At 70.8% G+C, this 26,995-nt stretch carries 28 protein-coding genes; 17 read left to right on the top strand and 11 right to left on the bottom strand.

Features of this window, described 5'->3' with window-relative positions; all coding sequences use genetic code 11:
• Positions 1-62 precede the first annotated feature (62 nt).
• A complete protein-coding gene (locus ACIBG4_RS14980) occupies positions 63-1,022 on the top strand; it encodes a 4-hydroxy-3-methylbut-2-enyl diphosphate reductase (RefSeq protein WP_355452100.1) in 960 nt (319 codons plus the stop codon).
• A 133-nt stretch (positions 1,023-1,155) separates the two neighbouring features.
• Here the strand turns inward: ACIBG4_RS14980 and ACIBG4_RS14975 are convergent, their stop codons facing one another.
• Together ACIBG4_RS14975 and ACIBG4_RS14970 are read right to left on the bottom strand one after the other, a co-directional pair.
• The gene (locus ACIBG4_RS14975) at positions 1,156-1,677 is read right to left on the bottom strand and encodes a DUF6542 domain-containing protein (RefSeq protein WP_310709754.1); all 522 of its coding nucleotides are present in this window, start codon (positions 1,675-1,677) and stop codon (positions 1,156-1,158) included.
• Between the two features lie 13 nt (positions 1,678-1,690).
• Positions 1,691-2,947, bottom strand: coding sequence for a DNA recombination protein RmuC (locus ACIBG4_RS14970; RefSeq protein WP_397202252.1), 1,257 nt, complete (start codon positions 2,945-2,947; stop codon positions 1,691-1,693).
• A gap of 80 nt (positions 2,948-3,027) precedes the next feature.
• On the opposite strand from ACIBG4_RS14970, the gene ACIBG4_RS14965 reads away from it, so the two are divergent.
• Positions 3,028-3,762 (top strand): hypothetical protein, encoded by a 735-nt coding sequence (locus ACIBG4_RS14965; RefSeq protein ID WP_310709756.1) that lies wholly within the window; start codon positions 3,028-3,030, stop codon positions 3,760-3,762.
• Positions 3,763-3,844: 82 nt separating this feature from the next.
• Positions 3,845-4,921 carry a redox-regulated ATPase YchF gene (ychF, locus tag ACIBG4_RS14960; RefSeq protein ID WP_310709757.1) on the top strand — a complete coding sequence of 359 codons (1,077 nt, stop codon included), beginning with the start codon at positions 3,845-3,847 and terminating at the stop codon, positions 4,919-4,921.
• Positions 4,922-4,934: 13 nt separating this feature from the next.
• On the opposite strand, the gene ACIBG4_RS14955 is transcribed toward ychF, so the two are convergent.
• Positions 4,935-6,071: a tyrosine-type recombinase/integrase gene (locus ACIBG4_RS14955; RefSeq protein WP_397202251.1), complete on the bottom strand. Its 1,137-nt coding sequence runs from the start codon at positions 6,069-6,071 to the stop codon at positions 4,935-4,937.
• Between the two features lie 3 nt (positions 6,072-6,074).
• On the bottom strand, positions 6,075-6,695 hold the full coding sequence (locus ACIBG4_RS14950; RefSeq protein WP_397202250.1) for a hypothetical protein: 621 nt from the start codon (positions 6,693-6,695) through the stop codon (positions 6,075-6,077).
• Positions 6,696-6,763: 68 nt separating this feature from the next.
• On the opposite strand from ACIBG4_RS14950, the gene ACIBG4_RS14945 reads away from it, so the two are divergent.
• The 7 genes from ACIBG4_RS14945 to ACIBG4_RS14915 all read left to right on the top strand — a co-directional run bounded on the left by ACIBG4_RS14945 (position 6,764) and on the right by ACIBG4_RS14915 (position 15,269).
• Entirely contained in the window at positions 6,764-6,958 is a 195-nt protein-coding gene (locus ACIBG4_RS14945; RefSeq protein ID WP_397202249.1) for a helix-turn-helix transcriptional regulator, read from the top strand.
• Between the two features lie 118 nt (positions 6,959-7,076).
• Positions 7,077-9,524, top strand: a complete 2,448-nt coding sequence (locus ACIBG4_RS14940; protein WP_397202248.1) for a phage/plasmid primase, P4 family — start codon at positions 7,077-7,079, stop codon at positions 9,522-9,524.
• Between the two features lie 182 nt (positions 9,525-9,706).
• Entirely contained in the window at positions 9,707-10,192 is a 486-nt protein-coding gene (locus ACIBG4_RS14935) for a hypothetical protein (RefSeq protein ID WP_397202247.1), read from the top strand.
• Positions 10,193-10,196: 4 nt separating this feature from the next.
• Positions 10,197-10,616 carry a hypothetical protein gene (locus tag ACIBG4_RS14930; protein ID WP_397202246.1) on the top strand — a complete coding sequence of 140 codons (420 nt, stop codon included), beginning with the start codon at positions 10,197-10,199 and terminating at the stop codon, positions 10,614-10,616.
• A gap of 2 nt (positions 10,617-10,618) precedes the next feature.
• The gene (locus ACIBG4_RS14925; RefSeq protein ID WP_397202245.1) at positions 10,619-11,302 is read left to right on the top strand and encodes a hypothetical protein; all 684 of its coding nucleotides are present in this window, start codon (positions 10,619-10,621) and stop codon (positions 11,300-11,302) included.
• Positions 11,303-11,401: 99 nt separating this feature from the next.
• Positions 11,402-11,752 (top strand): hypothetical protein, encoded by a 351-nt coding sequence (locus tag ACIBG4_RS14920; protein ID WP_397202244.1) that lies wholly within the window; start codon positions 11,402-11,404, stop codon positions 11,750-11,752.
• 19 nt (positions 11,753-11,771) lie between these two features.
• The gene (locus tag ACIBG4_RS14915) at positions 11,772-15,269 is read left to right on the top strand and encodes a hypothetical protein (protein WP_397202243.1); all 3,498 of its coding nucleotides are present in this window, start codon (positions 11,772-11,774) and stop codon (positions 15,267-15,269) included.
• An 84-nt stretch (positions 15,270-15,353) separates the two neighbouring features.
• On the opposite strand, the gene ACIBG4_RS14910 is transcribed toward ACIBG4_RS14915, so the two are convergent.
• On the bottom strand, positions 15,354-15,593 hold the full coding sequence (locus ACIBG4_RS14910) for a hypothetical protein (RefSeq protein ID WP_397202242.1): 240 nt from the start codon (positions 15,591-15,593) through the stop codon (positions 15,354-15,356).
• A complete protein-coding gene (locus tag ACIBG4_RS14905; RefSeq protein WP_397202241.1) occupies positions 15,590-15,790 on the bottom strand; it encodes a hypothetical protein in 201 nt (66 codons plus the stop codon). The genes ACIBG4_RS14910 and ACIBG4_RS14905 overlap by 4 nt, the downstream gene beginning before the upstream one ends.
• Before the next feature lie 182 nt (positions 15,791-15,972).
• Here ACIBG4_RS14905 and ACIBG4_RS14900 point away from each other — a divergent pair, with 182 nt between their 5' ends.
• On the top strand, positions 15,973-16,221 hold the full coding sequence (locus ACIBG4_RS14900; RefSeq protein ID WP_397202240.1) for a winged helix-turn-helix domain-containing protein: 249 nt from the start codon (positions 15,973-15,975) through the stop codon (positions 16,219-16,221).
• On the opposite strand, the gene ACIBG4_RS14895 is transcribed toward ACIBG4_RS14900, so the two are convergent.
• The 5 genes from ACIBG4_RS14895 to ACIBG4_RS14875 all read right to left on the bottom strand — a co-directional run bounded on the left by ACIBG4_RS14895 (position 16,218) and on the right by ACIBG4_RS14875 (position 20,087).
• Positions 16,218-16,403: a hypothetical protein gene (locus tag ACIBG4_RS14895; RefSeq protein ID WP_397202239.1), complete on the bottom strand. Its 186-nt coding sequence runs from the start codon at positions 16,401-16,403 to the stop codon at positions 16,218-16,220. The genes ACIBG4_RS14900 and ACIBG4_RS14895 overlap by 4 nt on opposite strands.
• Before the next feature lie 129 nt (positions 16,404-16,532).
• Entirely contained in the window at positions 16,533-18,323 is a 1,791-nt protein-coding gene (locus tag ACIBG4_RS14890) for an FtsK/SpoIIIE domain-containing protein (RefSeq protein WP_397202238.1), read from the bottom strand.
• Positions 18,320-19,189 (bottom strand): hypothetical protein, encoded by an 870-nt coding sequence (locus ACIBG4_RS14885; protein WP_397202237.1) that lies wholly within the window; start codon positions 19,187-19,189, stop codon positions 18,320-18,322. Before ACIBG4_RS14885 ends, ACIBG4_RS14890 begins: the two co-directional genes overlap by 4 nt.
• The gene (locus ACIBG4_RS14880) at positions 19,183-19,530 is read right to left on the bottom strand and encodes a hypothetical protein (RefSeq protein ID WP_397202236.1); all 348 of its coding nucleotides are present in this window, start codon (positions 19,528-19,530) and stop codon (positions 19,183-19,185) included. Before ACIBG4_RS14880 ends, ACIBG4_RS14885 begins: the two co-directional genes overlap by 7 nt.
• 74 nt (positions 19,531-19,604) lie before the next feature.
• The gene (locus tag ACIBG4_RS14875; protein ID WP_397202235.1) at positions 19,605-20,087 is read right to left on the bottom strand and encodes a DUF6907 domain-containing protein; all 483 of its coding nucleotides are present in this window, start codon (positions 20,085-20,087) and stop codon (positions 19,605-19,607) included.
• Positions 20,088-20,259: 172 nt separating this feature from the next.
• On the opposite strand from ACIBG4_RS14875, the gene ACIBG4_RS14870 reads away from it, so the two are divergent.
• The 6 genes from ACIBG4_RS14870 to ACIBG4_RS14845 all read left to right on the top strand — a co-directional run bounded on the left by ACIBG4_RS14870 (position 20,260) and on the right by ACIBG4_RS14845 (position 26,965).
• Positions 20,260-20,508 (top strand): hypothetical protein, encoded by a 249-nt coding sequence (locus tag ACIBG4_RS14870; protein ID WP_397202234.1) that lies wholly within the window; start codon positions 20,260-20,262, stop codon positions 20,506-20,508.
• A 213-nt stretch (positions 20,509-20,721) separates the two neighbouring features.
• Positions 20,722-21,372, top strand: a complete 651-nt coding sequence (locus ACIBG4_RS14865; RefSeq protein WP_397202233.1) for a flavin reductase family protein — start codon at positions 20,722-20,724, stop codon at positions 21,370-21,372.
• A 128-nt stretch (positions 21,373-21,500) separates the two neighbouring features.
• Positions 21,501-21,818: a hypothetical protein gene (locus tag ACIBG4_RS14860; protein ID WP_310709759.1), complete on the top strand. Its 318-nt coding sequence runs from the start codon at positions 21,501-21,503 to the stop codon at positions 21,816-21,818.
• Between the two features lie 847 nt (positions 21,819-22,665).
• Complete coding sequence (locus ACIBG4_RS14855) at positions 22,666-23,382, top strand: conjugal transfer protein (protein ID WP_310709760.1); 717 nt, start codon at positions 22,666-22,668, stop codon at positions 23,380-23,382.
• 81 nt (positions 23,383-23,463) lie between these two features.
• Positions 23,464-23,709 (top strand): hypothetical protein, encoded by a 246-nt coding sequence (locus tag ACIBG4_RS14850; RefSeq protein ID WP_205303807.1) that lies wholly within the window; start codon positions 23,464-23,466, stop codon positions 23,707-23,709.
• Positions 23,710-23,764: 55 nt separating this feature from the next.
• On the top strand, positions 23,765-26,965 hold the full coding sequence (locus ACIBG4_RS14845) for a TcpE family conjugal transfer membrane protein (protein WP_397202232.1): 3,201 nt from the start codon (positions 23,765-23,767) through the stop codon (positions 26,963-26,965).
• Positions 26,966-26,995: the final 30 nt, after the last annotated feature.

Raw genomic sequence — 26,995 nt, 5'->3', positions numbered from 1 at the left:
GGCAAACGGCGAGCGGGCGTGCACGCGCCGTCCTGCCCGTCCTCCACGTAGCATTACCAAGTATGGAGCCCAGTACTTCCCGCAGAGTCCTCGTAGCCAAGCCCCGTGGCTACTGCGCCGGTGTCGATCGGGCCGTAGTGGCGGTCGAGAAGGCTCTGGAGCAGTACGGCGCGCCCGTCTACGTCCGTAAGCAGATCGTCCACAACACCCACGTCGTCAAGACGCTGGAGGCCAAGGGCGCCATCTTCGTCGAGGAGACCGAGCAGGTGCCCGAGGGCGAGATCGTGGTGTTCTCCGCCCACGGCGTCTCCCCGGCCGTCCACGGCGAGGCGAAGCAGCGCGGGCTGCGCACCATCGACGCCACCTGCCCGCTGGTCACCAAGGTGCACAACGAGGCCAAGCGGTTCGCCGCCCAGGACTACGACATCCTGCTGATCGGCCACGAGGGCCACGAGGAGGTGGAGGGCACCTCCGGCGAGGCGCCCGACCACATCCAGCTCGTCGACGGCCTCGACTCGGTGGACAAGGTCCAGGTGAAGGACCCGGCCAAGCTGGTCTGGCTGTCGCAGACCACGCTGTCGGTCGACGAGACCACCGAGACGGTCTCCCGGCTCAAGGAGCGCTTCCCGACGCTGATCGACCCTCCGAGCGACGACATCTGCTACGCCACCCAGAACCGCCAGGTGGCGGTGAAGGAGATCGCCGCCGCCTCCGAGCTGGTGATCGTCGTCGGCTCCGACAACTCCTCCAACTCCAAGCGCCTGGTCGAGGTGGCCAAGGACCACGGCGCCGACGCCGCCTACCTGGTCGACAACGCCTCGCTCATCCGCGACGAGTGGCTGGAGGGCGTCACCACCGTCGGCGTGACGAGCGGTGCCTCGGTGCCCGAAGAGCTGGTGGACGAGGTGCTCGCGCACCTGGCCCGGCACGGCTTCGGCGACGTGGAGCAGGTCGAGTCGGTGCAGGAGAGCATGCGCTTCGCGCTGCCCCACGAGCTTCGCAAGGACCTGCGCGCCTCCTGAGCCCGGCTCCGAGCCTCTCCGCGAGCCGGTCCCGCGGGGGCCGATCCCATAGGTCGGCCCCGGTAGGTCGGTCCCGGTAGGTCGGCCCCCGGTAGGTCGGTCCGCGGGCGGCCCCGCAAGCCGATCCCGCGGGTCAGTCCTCGGTCTGCGTGCGCGGCGAGCCGTAGACCCGGGGCTCGAAGTAGCCCTCCGGCTCGGGCGCGTACGCCTGCCGGCGGGACGGGCGGGCCGTCTCGGCGCCCGCCCGCAGCTCCTCGCGCAGCTCGCGCACGTTGTCGCGCAGCCCGCGCCGCAGCGCGACCCCGAGGACCACGGCCGAGCCCGCGAACAGCCAGGGCGCGCCCGCCGACAGCGACGTGTACAGCCCGAGGGCGAGCGACTGCGCCAGCGAGGCGGACCCGAGCGCGTGGACCAGCTCGACAACGAGCGTCGCCGCGAAGAACACCAGCGGCGGCGTCACCACCAGCGACAGCAGCTCACGCCGGTTGACCAGCAGCGCGCCGAGCAGGCTGGCGGCCACGAACACCACGCCGACCACGACCGGCAGGTCCAGCTGCCAGGCCACCGCGTAGGCGGCCACGGTGGCGGCCAGGGCGAGCACGATGGCGCCGCGGGCGGTCAGTCTGACGCCCGAACGCCTGCCCTTCTCACTCACTGGCCCCGCCCCCTTACTGCGATCCGTTGGCCAACTTACCGTTGACCGGGGAAATCAGAGACGGGGTTTCCAGCAGTTCGGGTGAGGCGAGGGGCCTCGGCAGCCCCTCCAGCATCACGGGGGAGTCGAGGTCGCCGTCCACGACGCCCAGATCGTGTAGTTTGCGCGCGCTGACGAGCACCCGGCTCTCAAGGGATCCCACGGTCTTGTTGTACGCCTCGACGGCCCGGGTGAGGGACTTGCCCAAGGTATCGACGTTCCTTCCCAGCGAGGACAGCCGCTCGTACAGCTCCTTGCCCAGCTCGAACACGGCACGGGCGTTGTCGCTGAGCGCGGCCTGCTGCCAGGCGTAGTGCGCGGTGCGCAGCATCGTGATGAGCGTGGTCGGGGTGGCGATGTGCACCCGGCGGGTCATCGCGTACTCCAGCAGCGCGGGGTCGCGCTCCAGCGCGGGGGCGAGGAACGCCTCACCGGGGATGAACAGGACGACGAACTCCGGCGACGGGTTGAACGCCTGCCAGTAGGACTTGGCCGCCAGCCGGTCGACGTGCTCGCGGATGTGCCGGGCGTGAGCGTCGAGGCGTACGGAGGCCAGCGACTCGTCGGACGCCTCGGCGGCCTCCAGGTAGGCGGCCAGCGACACCTTGGAGTCGACGACGATGTTCTTGCCCCCGGCCAGCCGCACCACCATGTCGGGCCGCATCGCGCCCTCGGTGACCTGCTCGTCGAAGTCGCAGTGGCGCTGCATGCCGGCGATCTCGGCGACCCGGCGCAGTTGGAGCTCCCCCCACCGGCCGCGCGCCTCCGGACGTTGCAGGGCGCGCACGAGTGCGGTGGTCTGCGAGCGCAGCTCCTGGCTGCTCTGCCGGACGAACTCCATCTGCTTGGCCAGCTCGGCGCGGGCGGCCCGCTGCCCGGCCTCGGTGTCGCGCAGCTGCGCCTCGACGCGGGCGAGCGCGTCCTTCAACGGCTCGACCAGGTGCTCGACCGCCTGCCTGCGCTGGTCGAGGTCGCCGGACGCCTCGGCGCGCGTGGCGGCGAGCCGCGTCTCGGCCAGCTCCAGGAACCGCAGGTTGTTGACGTCGAGGGCCCGCGACGACAGGGCCTGGAAGCGCTCGGTGAGCTGGTCCTCGACGTAGGCGAGCTTGTCGCCGGCGGTCCTGGCCCGCGCCTCCGCCTCGGCGATCCGCACCGCCGTTCTCGTACGGGCGACCAGGAAGCCGACGACGAGCCCGAGGGCGAGTCCGATGAGCAGCGAGACGACGTCCACCCACGGATGATGGCAGGATCGTCCGCGCTGATCCGCCAGACACGCTTGCGCGAGCCTTGACTGTCACGCAGAGTACCCACATGACTACAGGAATGCGTACGGCGGTGTCGCTCGCCGTGGCTGCCGTCGCGGTGGCGGGCGTGGTCGTCCTGGCGGGAACGGCGGTCCGCACGGGCGCGCCCGGCCCCGAGGCGGCCAGGCCGCCTCTCCGGTGGGTGCCGGGCGCCTGTGTCAGCGGCTCGGGTCACGGTTACGTCCTGACGCCGTGCAACGGGGGGCAGTACGAGGTGCTGGCGGTCGCCGCGGATCCGCCCGGCCACGGCGGCTGTCCCGACGACACCGACGACGTCGTGCGGATCGGCGACGGGCGCACGGCCTGCGTCCGCTCCTTCCTCGACCCGCACCTGGGCGCGCCGGGCGCCGGCGGCGGCGTGCTCAGGACCGGCGACTGCGTCACGCTCGACGGCCGCGAGCGGTCCTGCGCGGGACGCGGCTGGTACGGCAGGGCGCTGGCGATCGAGCCGGCGGCCGCCACCTGCCCCTCGGGCACGCTGGACACGGTCGGCACCGGCCCCGTGGCCTGCCTGGGCGCCGGTGGCCAGGTGCTCGACCGCGGCATGTGCGTGGCCCGGCCGCGCGACGACACGGTGAACCGCTCGGCGATCACCCGGGTGGGATGCCGCTCAGGCGACGCGTGGGCGCGGGTGACCTCGTTCGAGACCAGGCCGGGGAGCTGCCCGAAGGGCTCGCAGCGCTACCTGCGGGCGCCGGGGGCCTACCGTCCGGTGACCTGCCTGCGTCTCGTCAGCGAGTAAACTCGCTGGACGTGAGCGAGCGTAGTGAGGCAACCACCACCAGCAGCGGCCGGGGGCTCGTGCGGCCGGTTAAGGAGCACGCATGAGCCTGTCCATCGGCATCGTCGGCCTGCCCAACGTGGGCAAGTCCACGCTGTTCAACGCGCTGACCAAGACCGGCAACGCGCTGGCCGCCAACTACCCGTTCGCCACCATCGAGCCCAACGTGGGCATCGTCGGCGTGCCCGACGACCGGCTGCCCAAGCTGGCCGAGATCTTCGGCTCGGCCCGCGTGCTGCCCGCCAAGGTGGAGTTCGTCGACATCGCGGGCCTGGTCAAGGGGGCCTCCGAGGGGCAGGGCCGGGGCAACCAGTTCCTCGCCAACATCCGCGACACCGACGCCATCTGCCAGGTGATCCGGGTCTTCAACGACCCCGACGTGACGCACGTCGACGGCGAGATCTCGCCGAAGCGCGACATCGAGACGATCAACACCGAGCTGATCATGGCCGACCTGCAGACGGTCGAGAAGGCCATCCCGCGCCTGCAGAAGGAGGCGCGCAACAACAAGGACAAGAAGGCCTCCCTGGAGGCCGCCGAGGGCGCCCTGAAGGTCCTGGAGACCGGCAAGACCATCTTCGAGAGCGGGCTCGGCGGCGAGGAGCTGCGCGAGCTCCACCTGCTGACGGCCAAGCCGTTCCTGTACGTCTTCAACCTCGACGCCGACGAGCTGACCGACGCCGACCTGCGGGCGCAGCTCTCGGAGCTGGTCGCCCCGGCCGAGGCGGTGTTCCTCGACGCCAAGATCGAGTCCGAGCTGGTGGAGCTCGACGACGAGGAGGCGCTGGAGCTGCTCCAGTCGGTGGGCCAGGAGGAGTCGGGCCTGTCCCAGCTCGCCCGGGTCGGCTTCGAGACGCTCGGCCTGCAGACCTACCTCACGGCCGGGCCCAAGGAGACCAGGGCCTGGACGATCAAGAAGGGTGCCACCGCGCCCGAGGCGGCCGGGGTCATCCACACCGACTTCCAGCGCGGCTTCATCAAGGCCGAGGTCGTCTCGTTCGACGACCTGGTGGAGACCGGCTCGATCGCCAAGGCCCGCTCGCTGGGCAAGGCGCGCATCGAGGGCAAGGACTACGTCATGCGCGACGGCGACGTGGTGGAGTTCCGCTTCAACGTGTGATTGATCTTGTTTTCTAGTGGCTGACCTGGGGCGGAGCGGTTCCGCCGTCCGTCCCAGTCCGCACAGAGTCCGCATGATCTTGAAATGCGGCGTCGATCGCTCGGCGAGTCCGGTCCTCAGAGTCCGGGAACAAGTGCGCGTAGACGTTCAAGGTCATGGCCGCGTTCGTGTGTCCCAGACGCTCGGAAACCACCTTCACCGACTCGCCGGCGGCGATGAGCGCAGAGGCGTACGCGTGACGTAGAGCGTGCGGACCCGTACCGGCTGGCAGGCCCGCCGCTGTCACTGCACGCCGCCACACGTTGTCCATGAAGTGCGTGTAGGTGATCGGGCCGCCCTGGGGCGCCGTGAACACGAAGCCGTCGTGCTCGGCGGGGAAGTCCCGGAGATGCTGCGCTAGGGCGTCTATGACGACCTGGGGGAGCGGGACGGTCCTGTAGGAGCTGGCCGTCTTGAGCTCGCACACGCGGACGCCCTGTCCTGTCGTCTGCTGGACTTGCTGCTCGACGTCGAGGGTCCGTTTGAAGAAGTTGATGTGCCGCACCTGCACGCCGAACAGCTCGCCAGGTCGTAACCCGGTGCCGGCCCCGACGACGACAAGGGCGCGATACCGGTTCGGCATGTGCTCGGCGAGCGCGAGCACCTGAGCAACAGAGAGCGGAGCAATCTTCTTGCGAGGGATGGCCGGAAGGTCGATGTCCTCGCACGGCGTACGCGCGATCTTCCGATCCTTCGCCGCCGCACGGAACACCGCGGCCACCGTGTTGAAGACCGTGCGCACCGTCGAGGGCGCGAGCTTGTGGGTCTTCGTGAGCCCTGTCGCCCAGCTCTGCACGTTCGACGTGGTGATGGACGACAGCCGCCTCTTTCCGAACGCGGGGTAGGCGTACCGGCGTAGGTGCTGCTCGACCGCCTTGGCCGTGCTCGGCCGGTGCGGCTTGGCCGCACGCCACTGCTCGGCGTACGTCTGGAACGTCTCGCGGCCGGCCTTCGGATCGACGTACTGCCCGGTGACGATGCTCGCGGTCACCTCATCAAGCCACCGCTGACCGTCGACCTTCTTGTCGAAGTGCCGGGCGTGCTCCTTGCCCTCAGCGTCCCGATACCTGGCTCGCCACTTCCCGTCAGGGCGTTTCTTGATGCTAGCCACAGATCAACTACCCTTCCCTCGCTTCGCTGGCGGGAGGAACTTGCGGATGCGCGCCTCTCTCAGCCAGTTGTGGACGGTGCCCACGCTCACGCCTGCGTCGGCCGCCATCGCGCCGGCGGGATGCGGCACCGCCTTGCTCCAGGTGCGGTAATGCTCAGCGACAAGGCGCGAGAAGTCCTCAGGGTCCATGCCCGGCGCGCGCTTCAGCGGTGGGAGCTGGTCTATCTCCTCCCGAACCTCGGTGGCGCTGATGTTGATGGAGTTCTCCAACTCCGCGACAGGCACCTTGCGAAGCACCTCGGCGGTGATCGCATCACCCACCAGCATCACGGCTGAGAGCACGTACCGCCCAGCCTCGTTCCTGGTGTAGCCGGCGGCGATCCCGGCGCCAGGCACCGTCACGTTCAAGCCCCAGATGCGCCAGAGGTCACCCCCGAAGTCCTGCCTCAGCTTCTGCTCCAAGTCCCGGAGGTGGTAGTCGCCCGTCTCCGGATCCTCTTCGGGGTCGTCAGGGTGCCAATCGCTGATGAGCCAACGGTGCTTCATGACTCTGACCGTACGGCATTGAGCGTTGAGTGTGTACTGCGCGCGGGCAATGTCGTTGAACTCCCGCAGGAGTTGCATCCTGATGATGATTGCGCTTAGCTTGCGATGAAACACCTGCGGAACTTGCATTGAAAGGTGAGCGCAGCATGGACAAGGACCCCTTCCGCACGAGCGAGGAAGTCGCGGCGCGGTACTGCACGTCACCCTCCACGGTGCGGTATTGGCGCCACGCTGGCATCGGACCGCGGGGCGTGAAGATCGGCAGGAAGGTGCTCTACCGCGAGTCCGAGCTTCAGCGTTGGGAGAGCGAGCGCGAGGCCATGGAGAGCGGGGCGGCCTGATGCCCCGCGAGAAGCCGAACGGGCCCGCGGCGACCATCCGCGAGCCCGTCCCAGACCTCACGCCCCTCAGCGTGTCTACCGCGATGGTAGCGCTGCAGGGGCTCGCACAGGAGCACGCGTGAACCACCTGCACGACGCCGCCCGCCAGGCCCACGCTGCCGGCCTGTGCGTCATCCCCGCCGCCACGACCGGCACCAAGCAGCCCTACCCGGACGGCCCCTCTTGGAAGGCGTACCAGGCCCGCCCCTCCACCCTCGACCAGCTCGACGCGTGGTTCGGCGGCGGCCGGTACGACGGCATGGGCGTGGTGACCGGGGCCGTCTCCGGCAACCTGGAGATGCTGGAGTTCGAGGGCCGGGCCATGGCCGAGGGTGTCGCTCGTGAGTTCTCCGAGATCGCCGCCGCTTCCGGGCTCGGCGACCTGTGGCGCAAGGTGACCAGCGGCTACGCCGAACAGACGCCGTCCGCCGGGATCCACGTCCTGTACCGCGTCGACGGCGACGTGGCCGGGAACACCAAGCTCGCCTCCCGGCCTGCCACCGCCGAGGAGCTCGCCGAGAACCCCAAGGAGAAGATCAAGGTTCTCATCGAGACGCGCGGCGAAGGCGGGTTCGTCGTCGTCGCCCCGTCTGCCGGCCGCACCCACCCGAGCGGCGCCGCGTGGACGCTCATCAGCGGCGGGTTCGCCACGATCGCCACCATCACCCCGGCTGAACGGGACGCGCTTCACCACCTGGCGGGCGCGCTCGACCAGATGCCCGCCGCCGAGCAGACCGTCAAGGCCCTGCCGTTCACCCAGCCCGCCCGCGTCGACGACGACGGCAGTGTGCGGCCGGGCGACGACTTCAACGAGCGCGCCACGTGGGACGACATCATCGGCGCGCGCGGCTGGACGCGGCTCTACACCGACCGGCAGGGCGTCACCTACTGGTGCCGACCCGGCAAGACGTTCGGCATCTCGGCGACGACCGGCCGCGGCGGCATGGACAACCTGTATGTCTTCAGCACCTCGACTGATTTCGACGCCGAGAGGCCGTACGACAAGTTCGGCGCCTACGTGCTGCTCACCCAGGGCTCGACCAGCGCCGCCGCCATCAGCGCTGCCGCCAAGGACCTCGCCGGGCAGGGGTACGGCCGCCGCGGCGCCGACCGCGACGACTTCCGCGACCTGATCGCGCCCGGCGTCGACGGCAACCTCGCCACCGTCCACCAGCTGCACCCCGCGCCCGCGGCCGGCCCCGGCGCCCAGCATCGCGGGCACCTGCGCATGGCCGAGCGGTTCGTCGCCGAGCACGCCGACGCCCTGCGCTACGTCCACGGCATCGGCTGGCACCGCTGGGACGGCACCCGATGGGCCGCCGACGACCAGCGCGCCGACATCCAGGCCGCCGTCGCGACCACCAAGAACGCCCTGAGCGAGGCCATCACCCTTAAGGGCCAGGACCGCGACGACCTGCTCAAGGACGCCCGCAAGGCCGAGAACGCGTCCGGCGCCGAGGGCATGCTGAAGTTCGCCGCCGCGCTCCCGCCCATCACGACCGCCTCCAGCGCCCTGGACGCCGACCCGTACCTGTTTAACACCCCTGGCGGGACCCTCGACCTGAAGACCGGCACCATCCGGCCGAACGATCGCGCCGACCTGATCACCAAGGTCGCCGGCGCCGCTCCCCGGCTCGACCACAGCAGCGAGTGGGCCGCGTTCCTCGCCCGCATCCTGCCCGACCCCGAGGTCCGCGCGTTCGTGCAGCGCGTCTTCGGTTACGCAATGCTCGGCAAGGTCACCGAACACGTGATGCTGATCTTCACCGGGACCGGGGCCAACGGCAAGGGCACCACCCGCGACGCGCTCATGGCCGCCTTCGGCGACTACGGCATCGAGATCGACCCCGCGATGCTCATGGAGTCCAAGCACGAGCGGCACGGCGCCTTCAAGATGCGGTTACGGGGCGCCCGCCTGGTCTTCTGCTCCGAGACGGAGAAGGGCCGGCGCTTCGCCGAGGCCACCATGAAGCGGCTCGTCGGCGGCGACCCCATCGAGGCGAACCTGATGCACAAGAACCCCATCACGTTCCTGCCGTCGCACACCCTGATCATGCTGACGAACCACCTGCCCGCCGTATCCGGCGACGACCCGGCCGTGTGGCGCCGCCTGCTCGTCGTCCCCTTCGACGTCGTGATCCCCGCGAGCGAGCAGGACGGCGGCTTGCCCGACCGGCTCAAGGCGGACACCCCCGCCATCCTCGCCTGGGCCTACCAGGGGTGGCTGGACTACCAGCGGCAGGGCCTCAATCCACCCGACGCCGTACGGAAGCGCACGGAGGCGTACCAGGCCGACAGCGACGCCCTGGGCCGGTTCCTTGACGAGCGCACGATCAAGACCCCGCATGGCCACGTGAAGGCGCGGGAGCTGTTCACAGCCTGGACTCAATGGTGCTACGCGAACGGCGAGGACACGGGCTCGGAGAAGGCGTTCGCCGAGTCGATGGGCCAGCGCGGACACGAGAAGAAGCGCGGCGCCGGCGGGTTCGCCTATCGGGGCTTACTGCTGACGGCCGATGACTGCTAGGAACGCGCTGACCTGCGGAAGTGCAGGGTCGTGCAGGGTTCTCCGTTAATCGCCCATGGGCGCGCGCGTGGAGAGTTTCGGAAAACCCTGCACGACCCTACACACCCCCTCTGACCTGCAAAAAGACCAGGAAGACCCTACACACCCCGCCTGACCAGCGAAAACACCGGATAGGACCTGTCGTGACCCCCTCAGCGATTGCCCTTCTCGACCAGGCCACCGCCGCCACCCACCACTCCCTCGCCGCCCTCCACCACACCGCCCGACGCTTCAACGGCACCACCGGCGCAGCCACCCCCGGCGCCATCGGCAAGCAGATGGTCACCCGCCTCCACAACGGCCTCCACAGCGCCCACATCGGCTTCTGCCCCCACCTCACCGCCACCGCCCCACAGCCCGCCATCTGGACGCCCTGGGCCTCCGGGCTCATCCGCTGCGCCTCCTGCATGACCCGAACCGTCCGCCGTACCCGAGGCACCGCAGAAGACCACAAATGCGACCACTGCCGGCGCCGCGCCATCACCATGCACTTCGTCGGCCTCCAGCTCCCCGCCGTCGTCCTCAACCTCCCTGACCGCGCGCTCGCGCTCCCGCCCGTCCAGATCGACTACAGCCTCTGCGCCACCTGCAAGCAGCTCGACCAGCAGCCCGTCAAGGCCAGCGCCTAGCGACATGGACACCTCGGTGAGCGGCCACCAGCCCCGCCCCGGCCACCCCCCACAGCCTGGCCGGGTCGCCGCCCCTCCGGTGCCCGCCGAGTACGCCATGCCCGTCTGGCGCATCCTCCGCGCCGAGCTCGCCCGCCACCGCGCCGCCGGCGCCCAAGTCCCGCCCGGCCTCGCCGCCTGGCTCGACCAGCTGCGCGCCGCCGCCCTCACCCAGGCCATCCCCCCTTCCGGACATCCCCCCGCCCCGCCTCCGGACATCGGCGCAGACTGCGAGCACGTCTCCACAGACCGCCTCGCCGGCCTGCTCGACGTCACCGACCGGCACGCCCGCCGCCTCATGACCGAGGCCGGCTACCGGCAGACACGACGAGGCGCGTGGAGAGCCGCCGACGCCGCCGCCCTCGTGGCAGCCAGAAGGAGATGACCGTGGCCGTACCCAAGCCGCTTCCCCCCACCAACGAGGATTCCGCCATCCAGGCCGGGTTCGCCGCCCAGGAAACCTACGCGCACACCCTCGAAGACATCCGGCTCAACCAGCACACCTCACCCCTCGCCAAGGCCGAAGCCATCAACAACGCCTACGAGGCGCACGTCGCTGAGCTGGACCGTCTGTTCACCGACCTGCGCAGCCGCCGAGTCGCCCGCCTCGAATACCTGCAATCGCAGATCCCCGTCGGCGCCGGCGTCGACAACACCACCTCACCCGCCGACGCCGCTGTCCTCAACGCCGCGTTCCGGGCCGCGCTCGACCAGGTGCGCGCCGCCAACCGTGGCCAGCGGATCGACATGATGAAGCAGGGCCTGGCCTACAACGACCAGACCCTGGTACGCGCCGCCGTCACCTACGCCCACGAGACCAGCGACCAAGACCTCATGGACACATGGGCGGAGCACACAGGCACCGGCGACCTCGTCGCAGAGATGCGCAACATGGTCGACCTGGTCGTGGGACACGCCTTCGAGCGCCTCTGGGAAACCCAGGCGTTCCGCCACCCCGAGAAGCCGCGAGAGGTGGGCGACCTGGCCAGGCTCCGCGAGCAGGCAGCCAAGACCGAGCGCGCGATGACCGAGACGAGGCAGCGCGAGCGCCGGCGGAACTACCTCGCGTGAGCGTCCGCCCGCCCGCACAGCCACCTGGGGAGGGACCCCTGAGGGGCCAATCCAGAGACCGCGGGGGAGCGTTTGCGCTGGCGCCGCAGCTGAACGGCTTTGCGCGAGGCGCCGGTGGTGCTGGCGGTGGCGCTGATCTGGGGTTTCTCGGACGAATCTACGGAAGGTGCGATGGAGTTGAACAGGGAATTGGGGCAGGCCGCGGTCGCTTGGGCGGGGCTGGCCGGCGCGGTGGACGCTCTCGACGCTCACGACCTGGGGGCGTTGCACGAGATGCTGAAGTACTGGCGGGCGACCTTGCCGGGCTCGGTGGTGGCCTTGGTGGATGTGCTCGATCGGGCTCGAGAGGCGACCGTGGCAGTGATGGCGGACCGGCATGGCGCCACGGTGGCGGAGGTTGAGGCGCTTATCGCTGAGGTGCTGGCGGCTGGGGGCGGCGCGGATGGCTGATAGGACCGTGAGCGTCCGCTTGCGTTTGAACACGCAGGGCTTCACCTCTGGCACGACGGCTGTCAAGGGTGATCTGCGGGGACTGAACCGGGAACTGACGACGTCGTCGGGGTTCGCAGCCGGGTTCCGCAAGAAGTTGGAGGCCGCGACTGCGGCGCTGCCGAAGATCGAGATCGACGCGGACTCGTCGCCTGCTGAGGTCAAGTTGGCCCAGGTTCGGCACGAGTTGGAGAAGCTCGGCAAGCAGACCATCGGCGTCGACATCGACCCGCATCACGCGCTGATGGAGATGCAGCGGCTTCATGGCGAGTTGCTCTTGTTGGAGGAGGGCGCCTCGTTCGAGGTGCGGGCCGGGATCCAGCAGGCGACTGAGGACCTGGCGGCCGTGGAGGCTGAGGTGCGGCGCCTGGACGGGCGCGACGTCAAGCTCCACGTGGACGCCGACAGCAAGGAAGCGCTCGCTGACCTGGGGAAGGTCACCCTCGCGCTCGGTGCCCTCGGCACGGCCACGCCCGTGCTTGGCGCTGTCGCGGCGGGCGCGGTCAGCATGGGCGGCGCGTTCGCCGCTGCCGGCGCCGGTGTGGCGGGCTTCAAGGTGGTCGTCGCGGCCACGATGGACCGGGTCAAGGAAGCGGTGGAGTCGGCCGACTTCTCCAAGCTGAGCCCGGAGGAGTACAAGCTCGCGCAGAAGTGGGCCGAGTTCTCCGACGTCTACCTCGGCTGGCAGCGCTCGCTCAACCCTGAGGTGGTCCCGGCCATCGCGGGCGGGCTCGACCTGATGTCGACGACGCTGCCGAAGATTTCGCCGCTGGTGGCGGGCACGGCGTCGTCGTTCGTCGGACTGGAGAAGAACGCGCAGGCCGCGTTGAACGGGCCGTTCTGGACCCAGTTCCTGCACAATCTGGGCGTGGCCGCGCCGACCGCGGTGAGCGGCTTCGGCAACAGCCTCCTCAACGTCGGCACCGGCGTCGCCGGCATCATCGACGCGTTCCTGCCGTTCACCCCCACCGTGGTGGGCGGGGTCGAGGCTGCGACCCGGGCGTTCGCGGACTGGGGCCAGCAGCTCGACACGAGCCCCGAGTTCCGCGAGTTCGTCCAGTTCGTGAAGGAGAATGCGCCGGAGGCGTGGGAGCTCGTCAAGAACCTCGCCTCCGCGCTCGGCAACGTGGGCGAGGCGGTGATCCCGCTCGGCGTCGGCTCGATGTCTGGGCTGAACCTGCTTGCCTCGATCGTCGCCGGGATGGACCCCGAGCACATCCGGCTGATCGCGCTCGCCATCCTGGCCGTCAAGGGCGCCCAGGCCGGGCTGAAGGTGGCCAGCTTCTGGTCGGACCTCACCGGCAAGCTCGGCGGGCTCGGCGGCGCCGCGGACACAGCCAAGGGCAAGCTCGGCGGTCTGGGCAGCACGTTGCAGGCGGGCGGGGTCGCCGCCGCGGTGGCGGCGATCGCGGTCGGCGCGGACCAGTTGAGCGACTCGCTGATGGGCCTCAATCCGAACCTCGACAAGCTGTCGCGTGGGCTGGCCGATTTCGGCGCCGGCGGTAAGCCCTCGGCCGAGTTGCTGGATCAGCTCAAGCCGAAGATCGCCGGTGTGTCGAATCAGGTCGAGACGCTCATCGACAGCGCGGTACGGCTCACGGCGGACGACCCGTTCAACAAGGCCACCAACAGCGTGGCCGGGTTCGTCGACTCGTTCGACGTGGTCACGATCGACAACGGCCGCCAGGCGATCGACAACGTGGACGCCGGTCTGGCCCGCCTGGTGGAGGGCGGCCGGCCGGAGGAGGCGGCTCGTTCGTTCGAGATGCTCGCGCTGCGAGCGTCGGAGGCGGGCGTGCCTACGGCGCGGTTGAAGGAGTTGTTCCCGGAGTACGCGAACGCGGTGGCGGCGGCCGAGCAGGCTACGGCGGCGGCGAACGGCTCGTTGGGGCAGATGGGCCAGTCGGCCGGCGCGGCGGCGGCGAGCGTGTCCACGTTGCACAGCGCTCTGGGGCAGCTGGTCGGGCTGACGACGAACGCCATGTCCGCGGAGATCAGCTACAAGCGGGCGGTCGACGACGCCACCGCGGCGGTCAAGACCAACGGCGAGGCGACGTCGACCAGCACTGAGAAGGGCCGAGCCAACCGCGAGGCGCTGATCAATCTGGCGCAGTCGGCCAACAGCTACCGGCAGGCGCTCATCGACCAGGGCACCCCGCTGTCGGAGGTGACGGCCAAGCTCGGCACGCAGCGGACCGCGTTCATCCAGCTCGCGGAGAAGATGGGCTTCTCCAAGACGCAGGCCAAGGGCCTGGCCGACCAGCTCGGCCTGATCCCGGGCAACGTCAAGACGGATGTGAAGACGCCGGGCGGCAAGGAAGCGCTGGGCCTGATCCAGGAGTATCAGCGCAAGCTGAACGAGCTGGACGGCAAGGTCGTCTCGACCCGGGTGCGGACCATCTACGACAGTCCGTCGGGGCGTGCGGCGATCGAGCAGAAGAACCGCGCGATGGGCGGCATCGAACGCTACGCCTCGGGCGGGGTGCAGCGGTTCGCCGCCGGCGGGAAGTACAGTCCGCCGCCGCACATCGCCACCAAGCCGACCATCCTCTACGGGGAGGGATCGGCTCCCGAGGCGTTCATCCCGTTCGACCCCAAGTACCGGAGCCGGGCGATCTCCCTGCTCGGCGAGGTGGCCGGCGACTTCGGCCTGGAGGTGTACAACAAGCAGGCCGCGACCACGGTCACCAATCTGACCACGAGCGTCGACGGCGCCAACGTGACGATCTCGACGTCGCTCGACTCGGCCACGTCGATGCTGGGTGACACGCTCGGCGCGGCCGGGTCTCTCACCGGCGCGGTGTCCAGCGTCGGCGAGGTGGGCGGGCAGATGGTCGAGGCGTGGCAGTCGGGATCGCAGACGGTCGGCGACTCCGTGGGCGTCCTGGGCGACCAGGTGACGGCCGCTGCCAACCTGATCGTCGAGGCGGCGACCAAGCTGCGGGACGCGGCCATGGACGTGGCCGGGGCGATCGGTCAGGCTCGCACCTCCTCGACGTCGTCCAAGTCGAAGTCGAAGTCGGGCACCGGCGGCTCCGAGGGGTCGATCATCCCGCCGAAGCCGGGCACCGGCGGTTCTGAGGGGAGCGTCATCCCGCCGAAGCCCGGCAGCAAGGCGTCGAGCACCGGCCGGGGTTCGCTGGGCAGTGTGATCCCGCCGGCGCCGGCGCCGCACGGCGGGTCTCTCGGCTCTGTGATCCCGCCGGCGCCGGGCCGCGGGTCGCTCGGCTCCGTGATCCCACCTTCTCCAGGGGCGACGAATCACTCCCGCGTGTCGGCTCCGCAGAGGATGTCCGCGTCGATGATCGCGCCTATGGCCACTGCGGACACCGGCGGTTCGGCCGCGAGTTCAGGAAGCGGTGCGGCCGGCCGGTCCGGGTCTTTGATCAACGTAGAGAACCTGAACGTCACCAACCGGGCAGACGCGGACGCGACGGCCGCTTACCTGTATGCGCGGCTCGGCTCGAAGGGTCCGTGACACAGATCGGCCCCGCCCGATACCCCCCAAGGTCGGGCGGGGCCGCCGGCCCGGCGCGCGCAGTCCACGCCGGGAGCCTGGGCACTACCAGAGGTAGTGCAGATACACCTGGAATGCGGGCAGCATGAGGCGCATGTCCTTCAGCTCGCCGTTAAGCAGATCGACCACGGCTTCGAGGATCTTCATGCCGTCCGGGCCGGTGACCTGCACGGAGCGGCGCGAGTGCCGCACGCCGCCCTCGTAGATCCAATACCAGCCGTCCCCGTCTTGGACGAGCCGGTATGTGCCGGTCCTGGGCACCCACCACCGCGAGCTCGGGCTCACGGCAGGTCTCCCGTCCAGATCTGGAGCTCGCGGGTGAGGGCCGCGTGAGAGCGCAGGATCGCCCCCTGCACGTGGGCCTGCTCTGGGGTGGAAGCGGTGGCGGTCTCTTGGCTGCTGCGGTGCTTGAGGTGGTGGATCCCGTCAGCGTCGGTCTCAACGTCGCACTCGGGAATCTGGAGCGGGTTACGCTCGCTCATGGGTCGGACCTCCATCGTCCGATCGAGGGCCCGTTCCTCGCGTTCACTCCGCGGGGGCGGGCCCGAACTATGTCCGCGCTCAGTCTGCACCCCACTGCTACACACTGCTACCCCTGCTACATAGTGCAGTGTGCTGCAACCTGCTGGAATGGCCATCACCGCAGGTCAGTAGCGTGCAGTGCATGGAACTTCGCCCGGACGCCTACGTGTGGCGACAGGTTGCGGACGAGCTGATAAGCCGGATCAAGGCAGGCCAGTACCAGCCGGGCATGCCGATCCCGGCCGAGCGGCGTCTCGCCGACGAGCTGGGCGTGTCGATCGGCTCGGTGCGGCGGGCGATCGGCGTGCTGCGCGACGAGGGCTGGGTGAGCGTCCTGCCGCAGAAAGGCGTGTACGTCCGGCCAGCAGACGACTGGCCGGACGAGGCTTAACGCGCGAGCGAGCCCTTGCCGCCGCATCGCCGGCAGATGCCGTACGCCCGGCCGTTGAGGCGCGACGTCTTGCGGCCGGAGCCCTTGCAGGCGCGGCAGGACTTCTTCGGGTGGCGGGCCCGGTCCCACGCCACGTAGAGGACGAGCACGGTGACGGTGACGATGACGAGCAGGAGTTCCATAGGGGGCGCCCCTTCCAGGAGCCGATTTCGTGGGGGGCCGGATCGGGTCTACCGCCCCTACCGTGCAGGTCAGCGACGGTAGAGGCCGGGTAGACCCTGATCGGCGGGTAGAGCCTGGGTAGACCCGGCTCAGGCGGCGGCGAACAGCGCTGCGATGTCCTGGCGGCGGTAGCCGTTGCGGTTGACGCCGTCGATCTTCACGTCTCGCGGGGTGACGCCGTACGGCTTGAGCACCTCGGCGATCCGGGCCGCGGTCCAGCCGGGGCCGAGCGCCTCGACCAGGTCCGCGGTGTGCATCCGGTCGGCCTGGTCGAACGCGGCAAGGATCGCCTCGACGGGGTCCGCCTCGACCACACCCTGTTCCTGCGGGGGCAGCGTGCCGGCCGCGCGCCGCAGCTCGTACGCGACCGTGGCGACGTCGACCAGGTCGGAGCCCTCGTCGTTGAGGAAGTAGCTGCGGAGCTTGACCGGGTCGGAGCCGTCCGCGTCCAGGATGCCGACGCCGCGGTGTGAGCGCGGGATCTCCGAGGCGTCGTAGCCAGCGCCGGCGGCGCCCTGGCCGAGCACGGCGTTGGAGGCCGTCTTGTCCGGGCAGCGCATCGCCCACCGCAGCGAGCAGACGCCCTTCAGCGGTCCGGGGATGGCGTCGACCGTCATCCGCTGCGAGGCGAGCACCAGCAGCACGCCGGCCGCCGGGCCGCGCGCCGCGATGTCGACCATGGCCTCCACGATCTCCTCGCCGAGCGGCGAGGAGACGTAGTACCTGGTCTCATCGACCACCGTGAGCTCGACGTCGACGCCGAACCGGCGGCACAACTCAGGCGTGAGCTTGGTCGAGCCGCCGTTCTCGTCCAGCAGGTCGAACACCCGCTCCATCTGGTCTTGCATCTTCTTCAGGTGGGCGAGCAGCGCGGGCGCGTTCCGCTTGACCGCCGTGTGCGCGATGCGCCTCCACGGCCGGTGGTCGCCGGCGCCCTTGCCGTCGAAGAGGTGAATCTTCGGCGTGACCGCCAGCGCCGCGGCGCCGATGATGCCGTTCACGGCGGCGGACTTGCCGGCCCGCGGCTCGCCGGCCACCAGCAGCGAGGCGTCGACCAGGCGCAGCCGCTCAGGCTGGCCGCGGCCGTTCACCCCGGCCGGCACCCCGGCCCAGAAGTCCATGGGCTCGGTACGGCCGAGCAGCGGCGAGGGGTACACCTTCAGGAACGGATCGGACTTGGCCACGTACACCACCAGCCTGCCGGCGTGCTCATCGACCAGGTCGAACACCACCTGGGACTCGCCGACGCCGAGCGCGCTCGCGAAGTCGGCTTCCTTGCCGAGGCAGTGCCGGGCGCGCTGGCCGGGCGGCAGCTGCAGGACGGTGGACCAGCCGCCGTCCTGCGTCAACACGGGGGACGCCAGGCACATCCCGTCGGCCTTGCCGAGCTTGGCGGCGATCGCCGCGCGCACCACCGTGTTTTCCTGCGGGGTGCCGCCCTTCCTGCCGGGCAGCTTGAACGGCGTCGGCCGGCCCGCGAGCCGCTTGCGCGCCTCGACGAGCGAGCCCGTGGCGGCCACCGCGGCGACCGCGAGATACGGGGCGCGGGGATCCCACAGCGCGGTCGCGGTTGCCGTCGAGGCGAGGTAGCCGAGCCCCGCCATCCAGGCGGTACGGCGGCGGCGGGTGCGGACCTTCTCCCGGAACACGTAGTCGTCGGTGCCCGCGTAGTCGTCGGCCCGGATCCACTTCCACGCCACCCGCGCCAGCGACGACGTGCCGGCCACGGGCGCGCTGCCGACGCTGTAGACGAGCTTCACCGAGCGGCGGCCGTACTTGCCGTGCCGGAGGGCCCGGACGGCGCGGCGGGCGCGGCCGGGCGGCTTGGCCCAGAACCCGGCCGGCGTCTGCGGGCGGGAGAAGACGTCGGTGGCCGTCACGATCCCACCGCCGCGAGCTGGTCGAGGTACGCCCGTACCTCGCGTGCCCGGTCCGTACCTACGCCGAGCCGCGACTTGATCTCGCGCACCGCCGGCGTCTGCCCGCCGCGCAGCTCCTCGGAGAACTCCTCGACGGCCCGGCGCACGATCGGCGGCGGCTCCGGTACGGCCGTACCCGCCCGTACCTCATCGTCGGTCGCAGGAGGCTCGCCGCCCCCGCTCTTGCCCGGCTTCCCGGCGTCGGGAACCCGCGTGAGCTGGGCAGGTACGGGCGGGTACACGGCAGGTACAGGGAAAGGGAACCGCAGAACCGAGGGCACCTCCTCGCCCTGCGGCGGCGTGATCTCGGGCGGGTTCTCGACTCGCTCGACGTCAACCGTGGGCCTCTCGCCCATGGTTGCGGGTACGGCAGGTACGCCCTCAGGTACGGTCTCGACTTCGTCCCGGGCGGCCACGCTCAACAGGTGCGCCAGGCCGCCCAGCGCGACCGGCGGGACGATCGACACGGCGACGACGAGCAGCCACGCCGCGCCGCCGAGCACGATCACGTGCGCCTCGATGAGGTGGTAGACGGCGTTGGCGACCACCGACACCGCGACCGCGGCGAGGGCGTGGCCGAACGCGTGCCGGCGCACCTCCGCCGAGTACGCCAGCTTGTTCGTGGCGATCCGGGTCGCGGCGACGCCGTAGGCGTCGACCGTGAGCGGCAGCAGCCACGACAGGCGCAGCTCGACGCCGAACGCTCCGGCGCTGGCCGTCCACCCGGCCAGGTCGCCGAGCCCGGCCTGAGCGGTGAACGACGCGATGACCGTGGAGGCGGCCACGAGCACCACCGAGATGATGAGGATCCAGTCGCGCTTCACCACTGTGTGCTCCGCGGCGCGTGGGGGCCCTTGGAGCCGCGGGCGAGGGCGGAGACGAAGTCGGCGACGGTGTGCAGGGTGAGCAGGCGGAGGATGTCGGCGAGCGCGGTGGCGGCCGGCAGCGGGATGTCGAGGGTGTTGGCGGGCGCCCAGTCGGGGCCGTAGAGCACCTTCAGGTGGGGCTGGGCGCCCGGGCCGGCGACGACGTAGCGGATCTCGACGCCCTGGCGGTCGCCCTCGATGTCGGCGATCACCTGGAAGTGCAGGTCGGGCCCGCTGGCGTGGTCGTGCTCGCACCACGGCAGGGGGCACGGGCGGGCGGTTGGCGGTACGTTGTGGGACACGATTCGTCTCCTGTGTAGGCAGGTGATGGGTCGAGGCCCGGCCGGGAACGTCACTTCCCGGCCGGGCCGTTCTGCTATCGGGACGCCGCGCGGGCGGCGGACACCGCGTTGATGAGCCCGTAGGCCACCTGGAGAGCCTCCTCCAAGCTGATCTCGGCCTCCTGGTCGCCGCGGTCGGTGCAGACCGCGAGCGCGACCCTGGCGGCCTCGCCGGGCTCCTGGCGGAGCTGGGCGACGACGTCGCCGAACCGGTCGCCCTGGGCGATGGATGACTCGGCCAGGTCCCGCATCGCGCCCTCGTGCTCGACGTCGACGCCGTTGGAGTGGTCGGTCATGCACCACGGCGGGCACCCCGCCGTCGCGGCGGCCGGGGCGGTGTGGGCCGGCGGCACGTCCCGGCGGCCGCAGCCCGAGCAGGCGTAGACCGGCTGGCCGTCCTTGACGTCGACGAAGACCGCCGGGAGACCAGCCATGCGGCAGATCGCGCACACCCACGCCAGGAGCCGAAAGGCGGGGACGGCGATCGGGCCGGCCGGGGCGATCGTAAGCTGGGTCATTGGATCTCTTCCTGTGCGAGCAGGTGGTGATCAAGGGCTCGTCAGGTGGTCGCACACCCGACGAGCCCGCTACTTTCATAGCCAACAGAGTTGACACTAGGACCAGAAACGGGGCGGCGTCAACAATGTAGGCAACCCTTGTTTGCGGCCAAAGTTGTGGGACGATGGCGGCATGGCTAAAGATGAGATCCCGGAACTCCGTACCCTGCGCGAGGAGTACGACCGAGCGCGGACGGCGTTGTTCGCCGGCATCTACAAGCACCTCGCCCTCGGCGAGGGCTTGTCTCGAATCGGGCGGAGCGTCGACTGGTCGCGCGAGTACATCGCCCGCATCCGGGACGGCAAGGTGAAGGAAGCGACGGACGCAGTCCGCACCCAGTCCGCAGGATCATCGAAAACGCCCGAACACGATCAACGCTAGCCAACGCACGAAGGCGCAGGTCAAGCTAGGTGTCCGGGCGTTTACGCAGGTCAGCGATTCGAGGCAGAACTTCCGCTTCAACGTGTGATGGACCCCTGGGGCCTCTGCGGTCGTACGTGATGCGAGGTCCGATTTCCACCGGCGTCCCGCGCCCGGATCGGGGAGAGTCGTCCCGACTCGACCTCGATCCGGGAAAGCTGAGGACCAGCAAGAATGCACACGATCTCCGACCTGAAGGTGCTCTACTTCGGGACTCCGGTGGTGCTGATCGGCTCACGCAACGAGGACGGCTCGCCCAACCTGATGCCGATGTCGTCGGCCTGGTGGCTGGGCGACCACGCCATGCTGGGAGTGGGCAACAGCTCCCAGACCGCGGCCAACCTCGCCCGTGAGCGGGAGTGCGTGCTCAACCTCGTGCCGTCCACCCTCGTGGACGCCGTCGACCGGCTCGCGCTGCTGACCGCGAACCCGGCGGTCTCCCCCCGCCGGGTGGAGCAGGGCTACCGGCACGAGCGCGGCAAGTTCGCGGTGGCGGGGCTGACCGAGCAGGCGGCCGACCTGGTGAAGGCGCCGCGGGTGCTGGAGTGCCCGGTGCAGCTCGAATGCGTCGTGGAGGAGGCCCACGCGTTCGGCGGCCCGGACGGGAACGCGACCGCCTTCCAGGTCAGGGTGGTGCGCGCGCACGTGGAGGAGGAGCTGATCATCCCCGGGACGCACTACGTGGACCCGGTCGGGTGGGACCCGCTGATCATGAAGTTCTGCGAGTTCTTCGGCGGCGGTTCCAACCTGCGGCCGTCGCGCCTGGCCGAGGGCTGGCAGATGCCGCACCAGCTGGAACGGGCGGGGAGCGGCACGCTCGGCTGACGGCTCGGTTCCCGGGAGGACGGCGGCTCCTGGAAGGACTCGTGGTCGTGGAAAGATGAGACGTCAACCGCATGGGGCACCTGCGCGTCGAATCGTCACGGCGTTCACGCTGACTCGGGAGGGCCCTCATGATCCGTCGCATCATCCGGAAACGACGTCCCGCACCCTCGCTCACGGGCATCACCCTTGAGGAGGAGCTCGCCCTGCTCAGGGTGGAGCTCATGTACGGCCTGCGCGTCAACCGCGAGGCGTACCTGCGCAGGAAGGCGGACGAGCGGGAGGAACTGGCCGCGCGGATGCGCGATCGCGACGCCACCGCCATGCTCGCCGAGCTGCGGGGCACCCTCGAGCGCACGGTGCCCCGCCGTGACCTGCCCGCCCCGGCGGGAGACCACCTGCGCGCCCTGCGCGGCATCTCCTCCCCGGGCGACCACGAGCGGGCCTGAGGCGGCCCGCGTCCACGCGGGGTCCCGCGAGTCGGCCTGAGGCGGCCCGCGTCCACGCGGCCCCGTGAATCGGTCTGAGGCGGCCCGGTGTGAGGCGCTCGGCGTGTGCGCGGGGAGCGCCGGGAGCCCGCCTGAGCACCCTGGCGTGTACGCGGAGCGCGTAACGCCATCCTGGTGACCACCTGTCGCTCGGCAGCGGCGGTGACGGTGCCGCACGCCCGTCGGGGCGTGCGGCTGGGCGTCTTATACCAAATGCGCAGGTCGCGACAGTCCCTGCGCCCTTTGGACAGGAACCTCTGGCCACCGGGTAATGCGACAGAAGGTGTCTGGCCTGGTCAAAAGCCTATTCCGGACGTTTGCCGCAAGAACCAACACTCCGGCGTGTCATGCGTACTCGGTTTGCCCCCGGGCGGCGATGCCTGCAGCATGGGCGTGGCTTTCCTGGAACAATGGCGGAGACCGGATAGGGTGACTGCTTCACCACGGATGATGGGGATCGGCAACGGACGACACCGCGCCAGCCGGGGGGATTGGCGCGAGCGGAGGCGTGATGGCTCGTAGGTCAACCGTCCAGCACGGTCCTCGGATCGCTGGCGACCCCGAGCTTTCGGCACGCCCGGATCTCGCCGACTACGATCCGCCGCCCTCGCGGCGGCCCCGTCGCGGGCGCTGGTCGGGTGGTGGCGGACGCTGGCTGGTCTGGATGGGCCGCGCCATTCTCTGGGCGCTTATCGTGGTAATCGTGGTCAATGGGGTCCGTGCACCATTTGAGCGATTCACCCAGGAAAACGCCCCTGCTCCGAATGCGGTGACCGAGACCGGCAACGGATTCCCGACCCAGCGTGGCATGGCGTTCGCCGCCCAGTTCGCGGGCGTCTATCTGAATTTCAGTCCCGCCGATGCCACGAGCAGGCAGGGCAAACTCGCCGCGTTCCTGGCCGAGGGCATGGCGCCCCAGCTCGGCTGGGACGGCAACGGCAAGTTCGCCGCCGTCGCCATCCAGCCGTACGACATCCAGGCCAGCGACGCCAGCAACGCCGTCGTCGCGGTCGCCTTCCAGTCGGGCACGCGCAGGATGCTGCTGTCCGTGCCGATCTACTACTCCGGCGACGACGCCGGCGGCAGGTTCGTCGTCTCGGGCAGGCCGGCGATCCTGCCCGCGCCCGCGCCCGCCGACCTTCCGCAGGTCGCCGCGGCCGAGACCGACGACGTCGCGGAGGCCGAGCTCAAGCCCCAGCTGGAGGGCTTCTTCAAGAGCTACGCCTCAGGGGACACCGAGGGGTTGCAGCGTTATCTCGCCGTCGGCACGACCCTGCCGAGCTTCGGTGGGGCGTTCACCTTCGGCGGGTTGCAGGAGCTCGTGGTGCCTGTGGGGGGTGCCACCCGAGAGGTCGAGGCAGTGGTGGTGTGGGTCGTGCCCGGCGCCACACCGACGGCCGAACCCACGGCCGACGCGAGCGCGGCGGCCGGCCGCATCGAGCAGGGCTACCGCCTCACCGTCGAGAAGCAGGGCGACAAGTGGTACGTCAAGGACATCCGCGGCGCCGGTCGGGCCGTTGGATAGACGCACGACCGCGCTGCTGATCGGCACCCCCCGGGAGGACAAGAAGTGATCTTGAAAACCATAGTGCTCAACCTGATCGAGATGACGCCGTCGCCCGCTCCGACCGGCGTCAACACCGAAGGGCTCGCCGACTTCCTGCGCGCCTTCTTCGCCCCGCTTTTCCTCGTCGTCGTGTCGGTGGTCGCGCTGTTCTTCCTCTTCACCCGCGAGATCACCCGGTTCGTACAGTTCCTGATCCTGGCCGTGGCCATCGGCGTGATCTTCTACGTGCCCAACATCATCGAGGTGACGGCCAAGGCGATCGCGGGTGCCCTAGGCATCAAGTAGAGGATTGAGACCGCTCCATGGCGGTCATGAACGAGCGGGTGGAGAGGAGGACCGCGTGGACCTGCCCACGTACACGAATATCTGGCGCATCGAGAAGCGGCTCTACAAGCTGTACGACCTACGGCTGCCGATGCCGCTGCCCATTGTCTGGATAGGCGTGTTCGTCGGAGTGTTCGTGCCGTGGTCGCTCCTGCTGGTGCTCGTCGGCGTCCCCGTGGCGATGCCGTGGCACGTGCTGTTCCTGGTGCCGCCGGGCATCGTCACCTGGCTGTCCACCCGTCCCGTCATCGAGGGCAAGCGCCTGACCGAGCTGCTGGAGTCGCAGCTGCGCTACCTCGGGCAGCCGCGCGCCTGGTACCGCCTGGCGCCCATGTCCGAGCCCGAGGCGATCACCTTCTCCGGCCGCGTCTGGCACACCGCGCCCGTCCCGGTACGCGTGAAGAAGGCGCGCAAGGCGCGCGCCGCCCAGCGCGGGTCCCGGGTCGTCGAGGCGCCCGCCGGGCCGCGCGCGGTGCGTCCCGCCGTCGCGGCCGCGGCCGCCGCCGCCGCGCAGGCCCCGGTCGCCGAGCCCACGTCCGCCACCGCCGTCGCCGCCACCCGTACCGGCCGGGCCGCCCGCGGCGCCGCCTCCCGGCGCGGCACGGCCCCCGCCCTCGGCACCGCCGCCGCGGTCGCCGCCGCTCGCGAGGAGCCGGTGACCGTGCAGGGCGAGTCCTCCACGGTCACGCTGCGGGGCGACGTCACGGTCGGAGGCGACGTCACGGTACGCGGTGACGTCCACGTGGAGGGAGAGGTCACCGTACGCGGAGAGCCGGCGCCCGTTCGCTGGGGCGAGCTGTACGGCGACGAGGCGGCACGGCAGGACGCCGGGTCCACGCCTGAGGGCGGGCCCGGGGAGGGCGACGTCAGTTCCGCCGACCCGGGCGAGACGCGAACCGGCCGGCCCGCCCGCCGGACCGCGGCCGAGACGTCGCAGCCGGTCCGTGAGCGCCGGACCGACCCGCAGCCGGTACGCCCACCCGCCCAGGGTGAGGAGCGGGAGTCCGGCGCGCGGCGTGAGAAGCGGTCCGGGGCCCGGCAGGAGCCCGTGGTGGGCAAGCCCATCGACACGGAGGCCCTTCGCCGGCTGCGCAAGCTCGCGGCCAGCGCCGACCCGCAGCCCTCCGCGCCCACCCGTGGTGCCTCACCCGCGCTCCCTGGCCCCCAGACCGGGGCCGCCCCCCAGCCCGATCTTCCTGCGCCGCCCACTCTGCGCACACCGCCCAACCCCCGCACCGACCTCCCCGCACCGCCGCGCTCCAACGGGTCTGCCGTGGAGAGCGGCGCCGCGGACCTTGGCCCCGGCGCGGAGGCAGGGGACGATCGTCGTCTCACGGGTGAGCGTCCGGGGGATGACGAGGCGGCCCGCATGCAACACCGCAAGGGGCAACCGCCCAGGCAGGTGTGGCCGCCGCTCGGTCCCGACTCCGAGCCGGTCCGTCTCATCCCACCGGTTCTCGGCCGTTCCGAGGCCGAGCCCGAGCAGGGGCAGGCCGACACCGAGCCCGAGCAGGCCACGACCGAGCAGGCCACGACCGAGCAGGAGCACCGCGAGTCGGAGGCCGAGCAGGAGCGGGCTCACCCCGAGACCGGGCACGCCCAGCCGGAGAGCGACAGGGCCGAGTCTGCTCACGCGGAAGCTGAGCACGCCGAGGCTGGGCAGGAGCAGGGGGCGGCCGTCGCGCAGGCGCGCGCAGAAGGGGCTGCCACTCCGGTGACGGCTCCCGAGGAGGAAGCGGCCGACGAAGGGCCCACGGCGGTCGAGACGGGTGCGTCCAGGACGGCCGTCTCCCAGACGACGGTGTCCGAGACCGTTGCGTCGGAGACGGCGATGTCCGAGAGCGTTGCGTCCGAGAGCGTTGCGTCCGATACGGCGATGTCCGGGACGGTCGCGTCTGAGACGGCGGTGTCCGAGACGGTCGCGTCTGAGCGGGGCGCGTCTGAGAGCGGCCTGCGCGAGAGTGCTGGTCGTGAGGGCGGGTCGCGCGAGTCCGCCACGCGTGAAACCGGACCTCGTGAAACCGGACCTCGTGAAACCGGACCTCGTGAAACCGGACCCCGTACGGCCGCACCTCGTGAGGCCGGTCCCCGTGCGGCCGGACCTCGTGAGACCGCCCCCCAGGAGACCGCCCCCCAGGAGACCGCCCCCCAGGAGACCGCCCCCCAGGAGACCGCCCCCCAGGAGGCCGCCTCCCGTGAGGGCGGGCTTGGGCAAGGGGCTGGGCAGCGCGTCGTGGGGGCGGCCGGGAGCCGGGAAGGGCGGGTGCGGAGGGTCGAGTCCGTCGTCGGGCGCGACTCCGGCGGGTGGCGGCGCATCGCGCAGGTCGTCGTCGGCGGCGGCGGTGTGCGCAGCGACGGGTCCGAGATCGACGAGGCCCGCGCCCGCGCCGTCTTCAGCGGCAGCCGCCGCATCGTGGTGCTCGGCTGCACCGGCGGCGCCGGGCAGAGCACGACCGCGCTGATGCTGGGCCACACCCTGGCCCGCCACCGCGACGACAAGGTGATCGCCGTCGACGCCAACACCGGCGGCGAGACCATGACGAGCAGGGTGACCCCCGAGACGCCCGAGACGCTGGCCTCGCTGCTGGCCGGGCTGGATCATGTCGGCGGCTACCTGTCGATGCGGGGCTACACCACCCGCACCGCCTCCGGGCTGGAGGTGATCGGGGCCGACACCGACGCGGACGCGGAGCGGCGGATGTCGGACCGCACGCTGTTCTCCGACCACCGCCTCGGCCAGGCCATCCACCTGCTCGACCGTCACTACAAGCTGACCGTCGTCGACCCGGCCGCCGCGCTGGCCGCCCGCGTCCTGCCGTACGCGGACCAGCTCGTGCTCGTGGTCCCCGCGAGCGAGGAGGCCGCGGAGGCGGTGGCGATGACGTACGAGTGGCTGGACGGGCACGGCTGCGCGGACCTGCGCAGGCGGGCCGTCATGGTGGTCAACGGGGTGAGCAGGCGCTCGATGTCCGACGTCGAGCAGGCGGAGGCGGTGGCCCGCGGCAGGTGCCGGGCCATCGTCCGGGTCCCCTGGGAGGACGACCTGGCGCCGGGGGGCGCGGGGATCGCCGACCCGGGGCAGTTGCGCGCGGCCGGTCGCCGGGCCTACCTGGCCCTCGCCGGCGTGGTGGTCGCGGGCTTCGCGGCACAGTCCGTCCGAGTGAGCGAAGAGGAGTTGGCGAGTGACCCCCCCGGCACGAGAATCGGTGAGCGTTAAGTGAACGAGCGAGCGTGGACGCCCGGCTCA

This window comes from Nonomuraea sp. NPDC050383 (genome assembly GCF_044459125.1).
GTDB lineage: Bacteria > Actinomycetota > Actinomycetes > Streptosporangiales > Streptosporangiaceae > Nonomuraea.
The sequence above is the reverse complement of the archived record's forward strand: the minus strand, read 5'-3'. Positions and strand labels throughout refer to the sequence as shown.

Coding starts and splice junctions, on each gene's coding strand:
- ACIBG4_RS14945 (WP_397202249.1), top strand. CDS start 6,764: ATGGACAAGGACCCCTTCCGCACGAGCGAGGAAGTCGCGGCGCGGTAC.
- ACIBG4_RS14950 (WP_397202250.1), bottom strand. CDS start 6,695: ATGCAACTCCTGCGGGAGTTCAACGACATTGCCCGCGCGCAGTACACA.
- ACIBG4_RS14870 (WP_397202234.1), top strand. CDS start 20,260: ATGGCTAAAGATGAGATCCCGGAACTCCGTACCCTGCGCGAGGAGTAC.
- ACIBG4_RS14900 (WP_397202240.1), top strand. CDS start 15,973: ATGGAACTTCGCCCGGACGCCTACGTGTGGCGACAGGTTGCGGACGAG.
- ACIBG4_RS14980 (WP_355452100.1), top strand. CDS start 63: ATGGAGCCCAGTACTTCCCGCAGAGTCCTCGTAGCCAAGCCCCGTGGC.
- ACIBG4_RS14855 (WP_310709760.1), top strand. CDS start 22,666: ATGGCGTTCGCCGCCCAGTTCGCGGGCGTCTATCTGAATTTCAGTCCC.
- ACIBG4_RS14895 (WP_397202239.1), bottom strand. CDS start 16,403: ATGGAACTCCTGCTCGTCATCGTCACCGTCACCGTGCTCGTCCTCTAC.
- ACIBG4_RS14930 (WP_397202246.1), top strand. CDS start 10,197: ATGGACACCTCGGTGAGCGGCCACCAGCCCCGCCCCGGCCACCCCCCA.
- ACIBG4_RS14875 (WP_397202235.1), bottom strand. CDS start 20,087: ATGACCCAGCTTACGATCGCCCCGGCCGGCCCGATCGCCGTCCCCGCC.
- ACIBG4_RS14905 (WP_397202241.1), bottom strand. CDS start 15,790: ATGAGCGAGCGTAACCCGCTCCAGATTCCCGAGTGCGACGTTGAGACC.
- ychF (WP_310709757.1), top strand. CDS start 3,845: ATGAGCCTGTCCATCGGCATCGTCGGCCTGCCCAACGTGGGCAAGTCC.
- ACIBG4_RS14865 (WP_397202233.1), top strand. CDS start 20,722: ATGCACACGATCTCCGACCTGAAGGTGCTCTACTTCGGGACTCCGGTG.
- ACIBG4_RS14965 (WP_310709756.1), top strand. CDS start 3,028: ATGACTACAGGAATGCGTACGGCGGTGTCGCTCGCCGTGGCTGCCGTC.
- ACIBG4_RS14850 (WP_205303807.1), top strand. CDS start 23,464: ATGACGCCGTCGCCCGCTCCGACCGGCGTCAACACCGAAGGGCTCGCC.
- ACIBG4_RS14860 (WP_310709759.1), top strand. CDS start 21,501: ATGATCCGTCGCATCATCCGGAAACGACGTCCCGCACCCTCGCTCACG.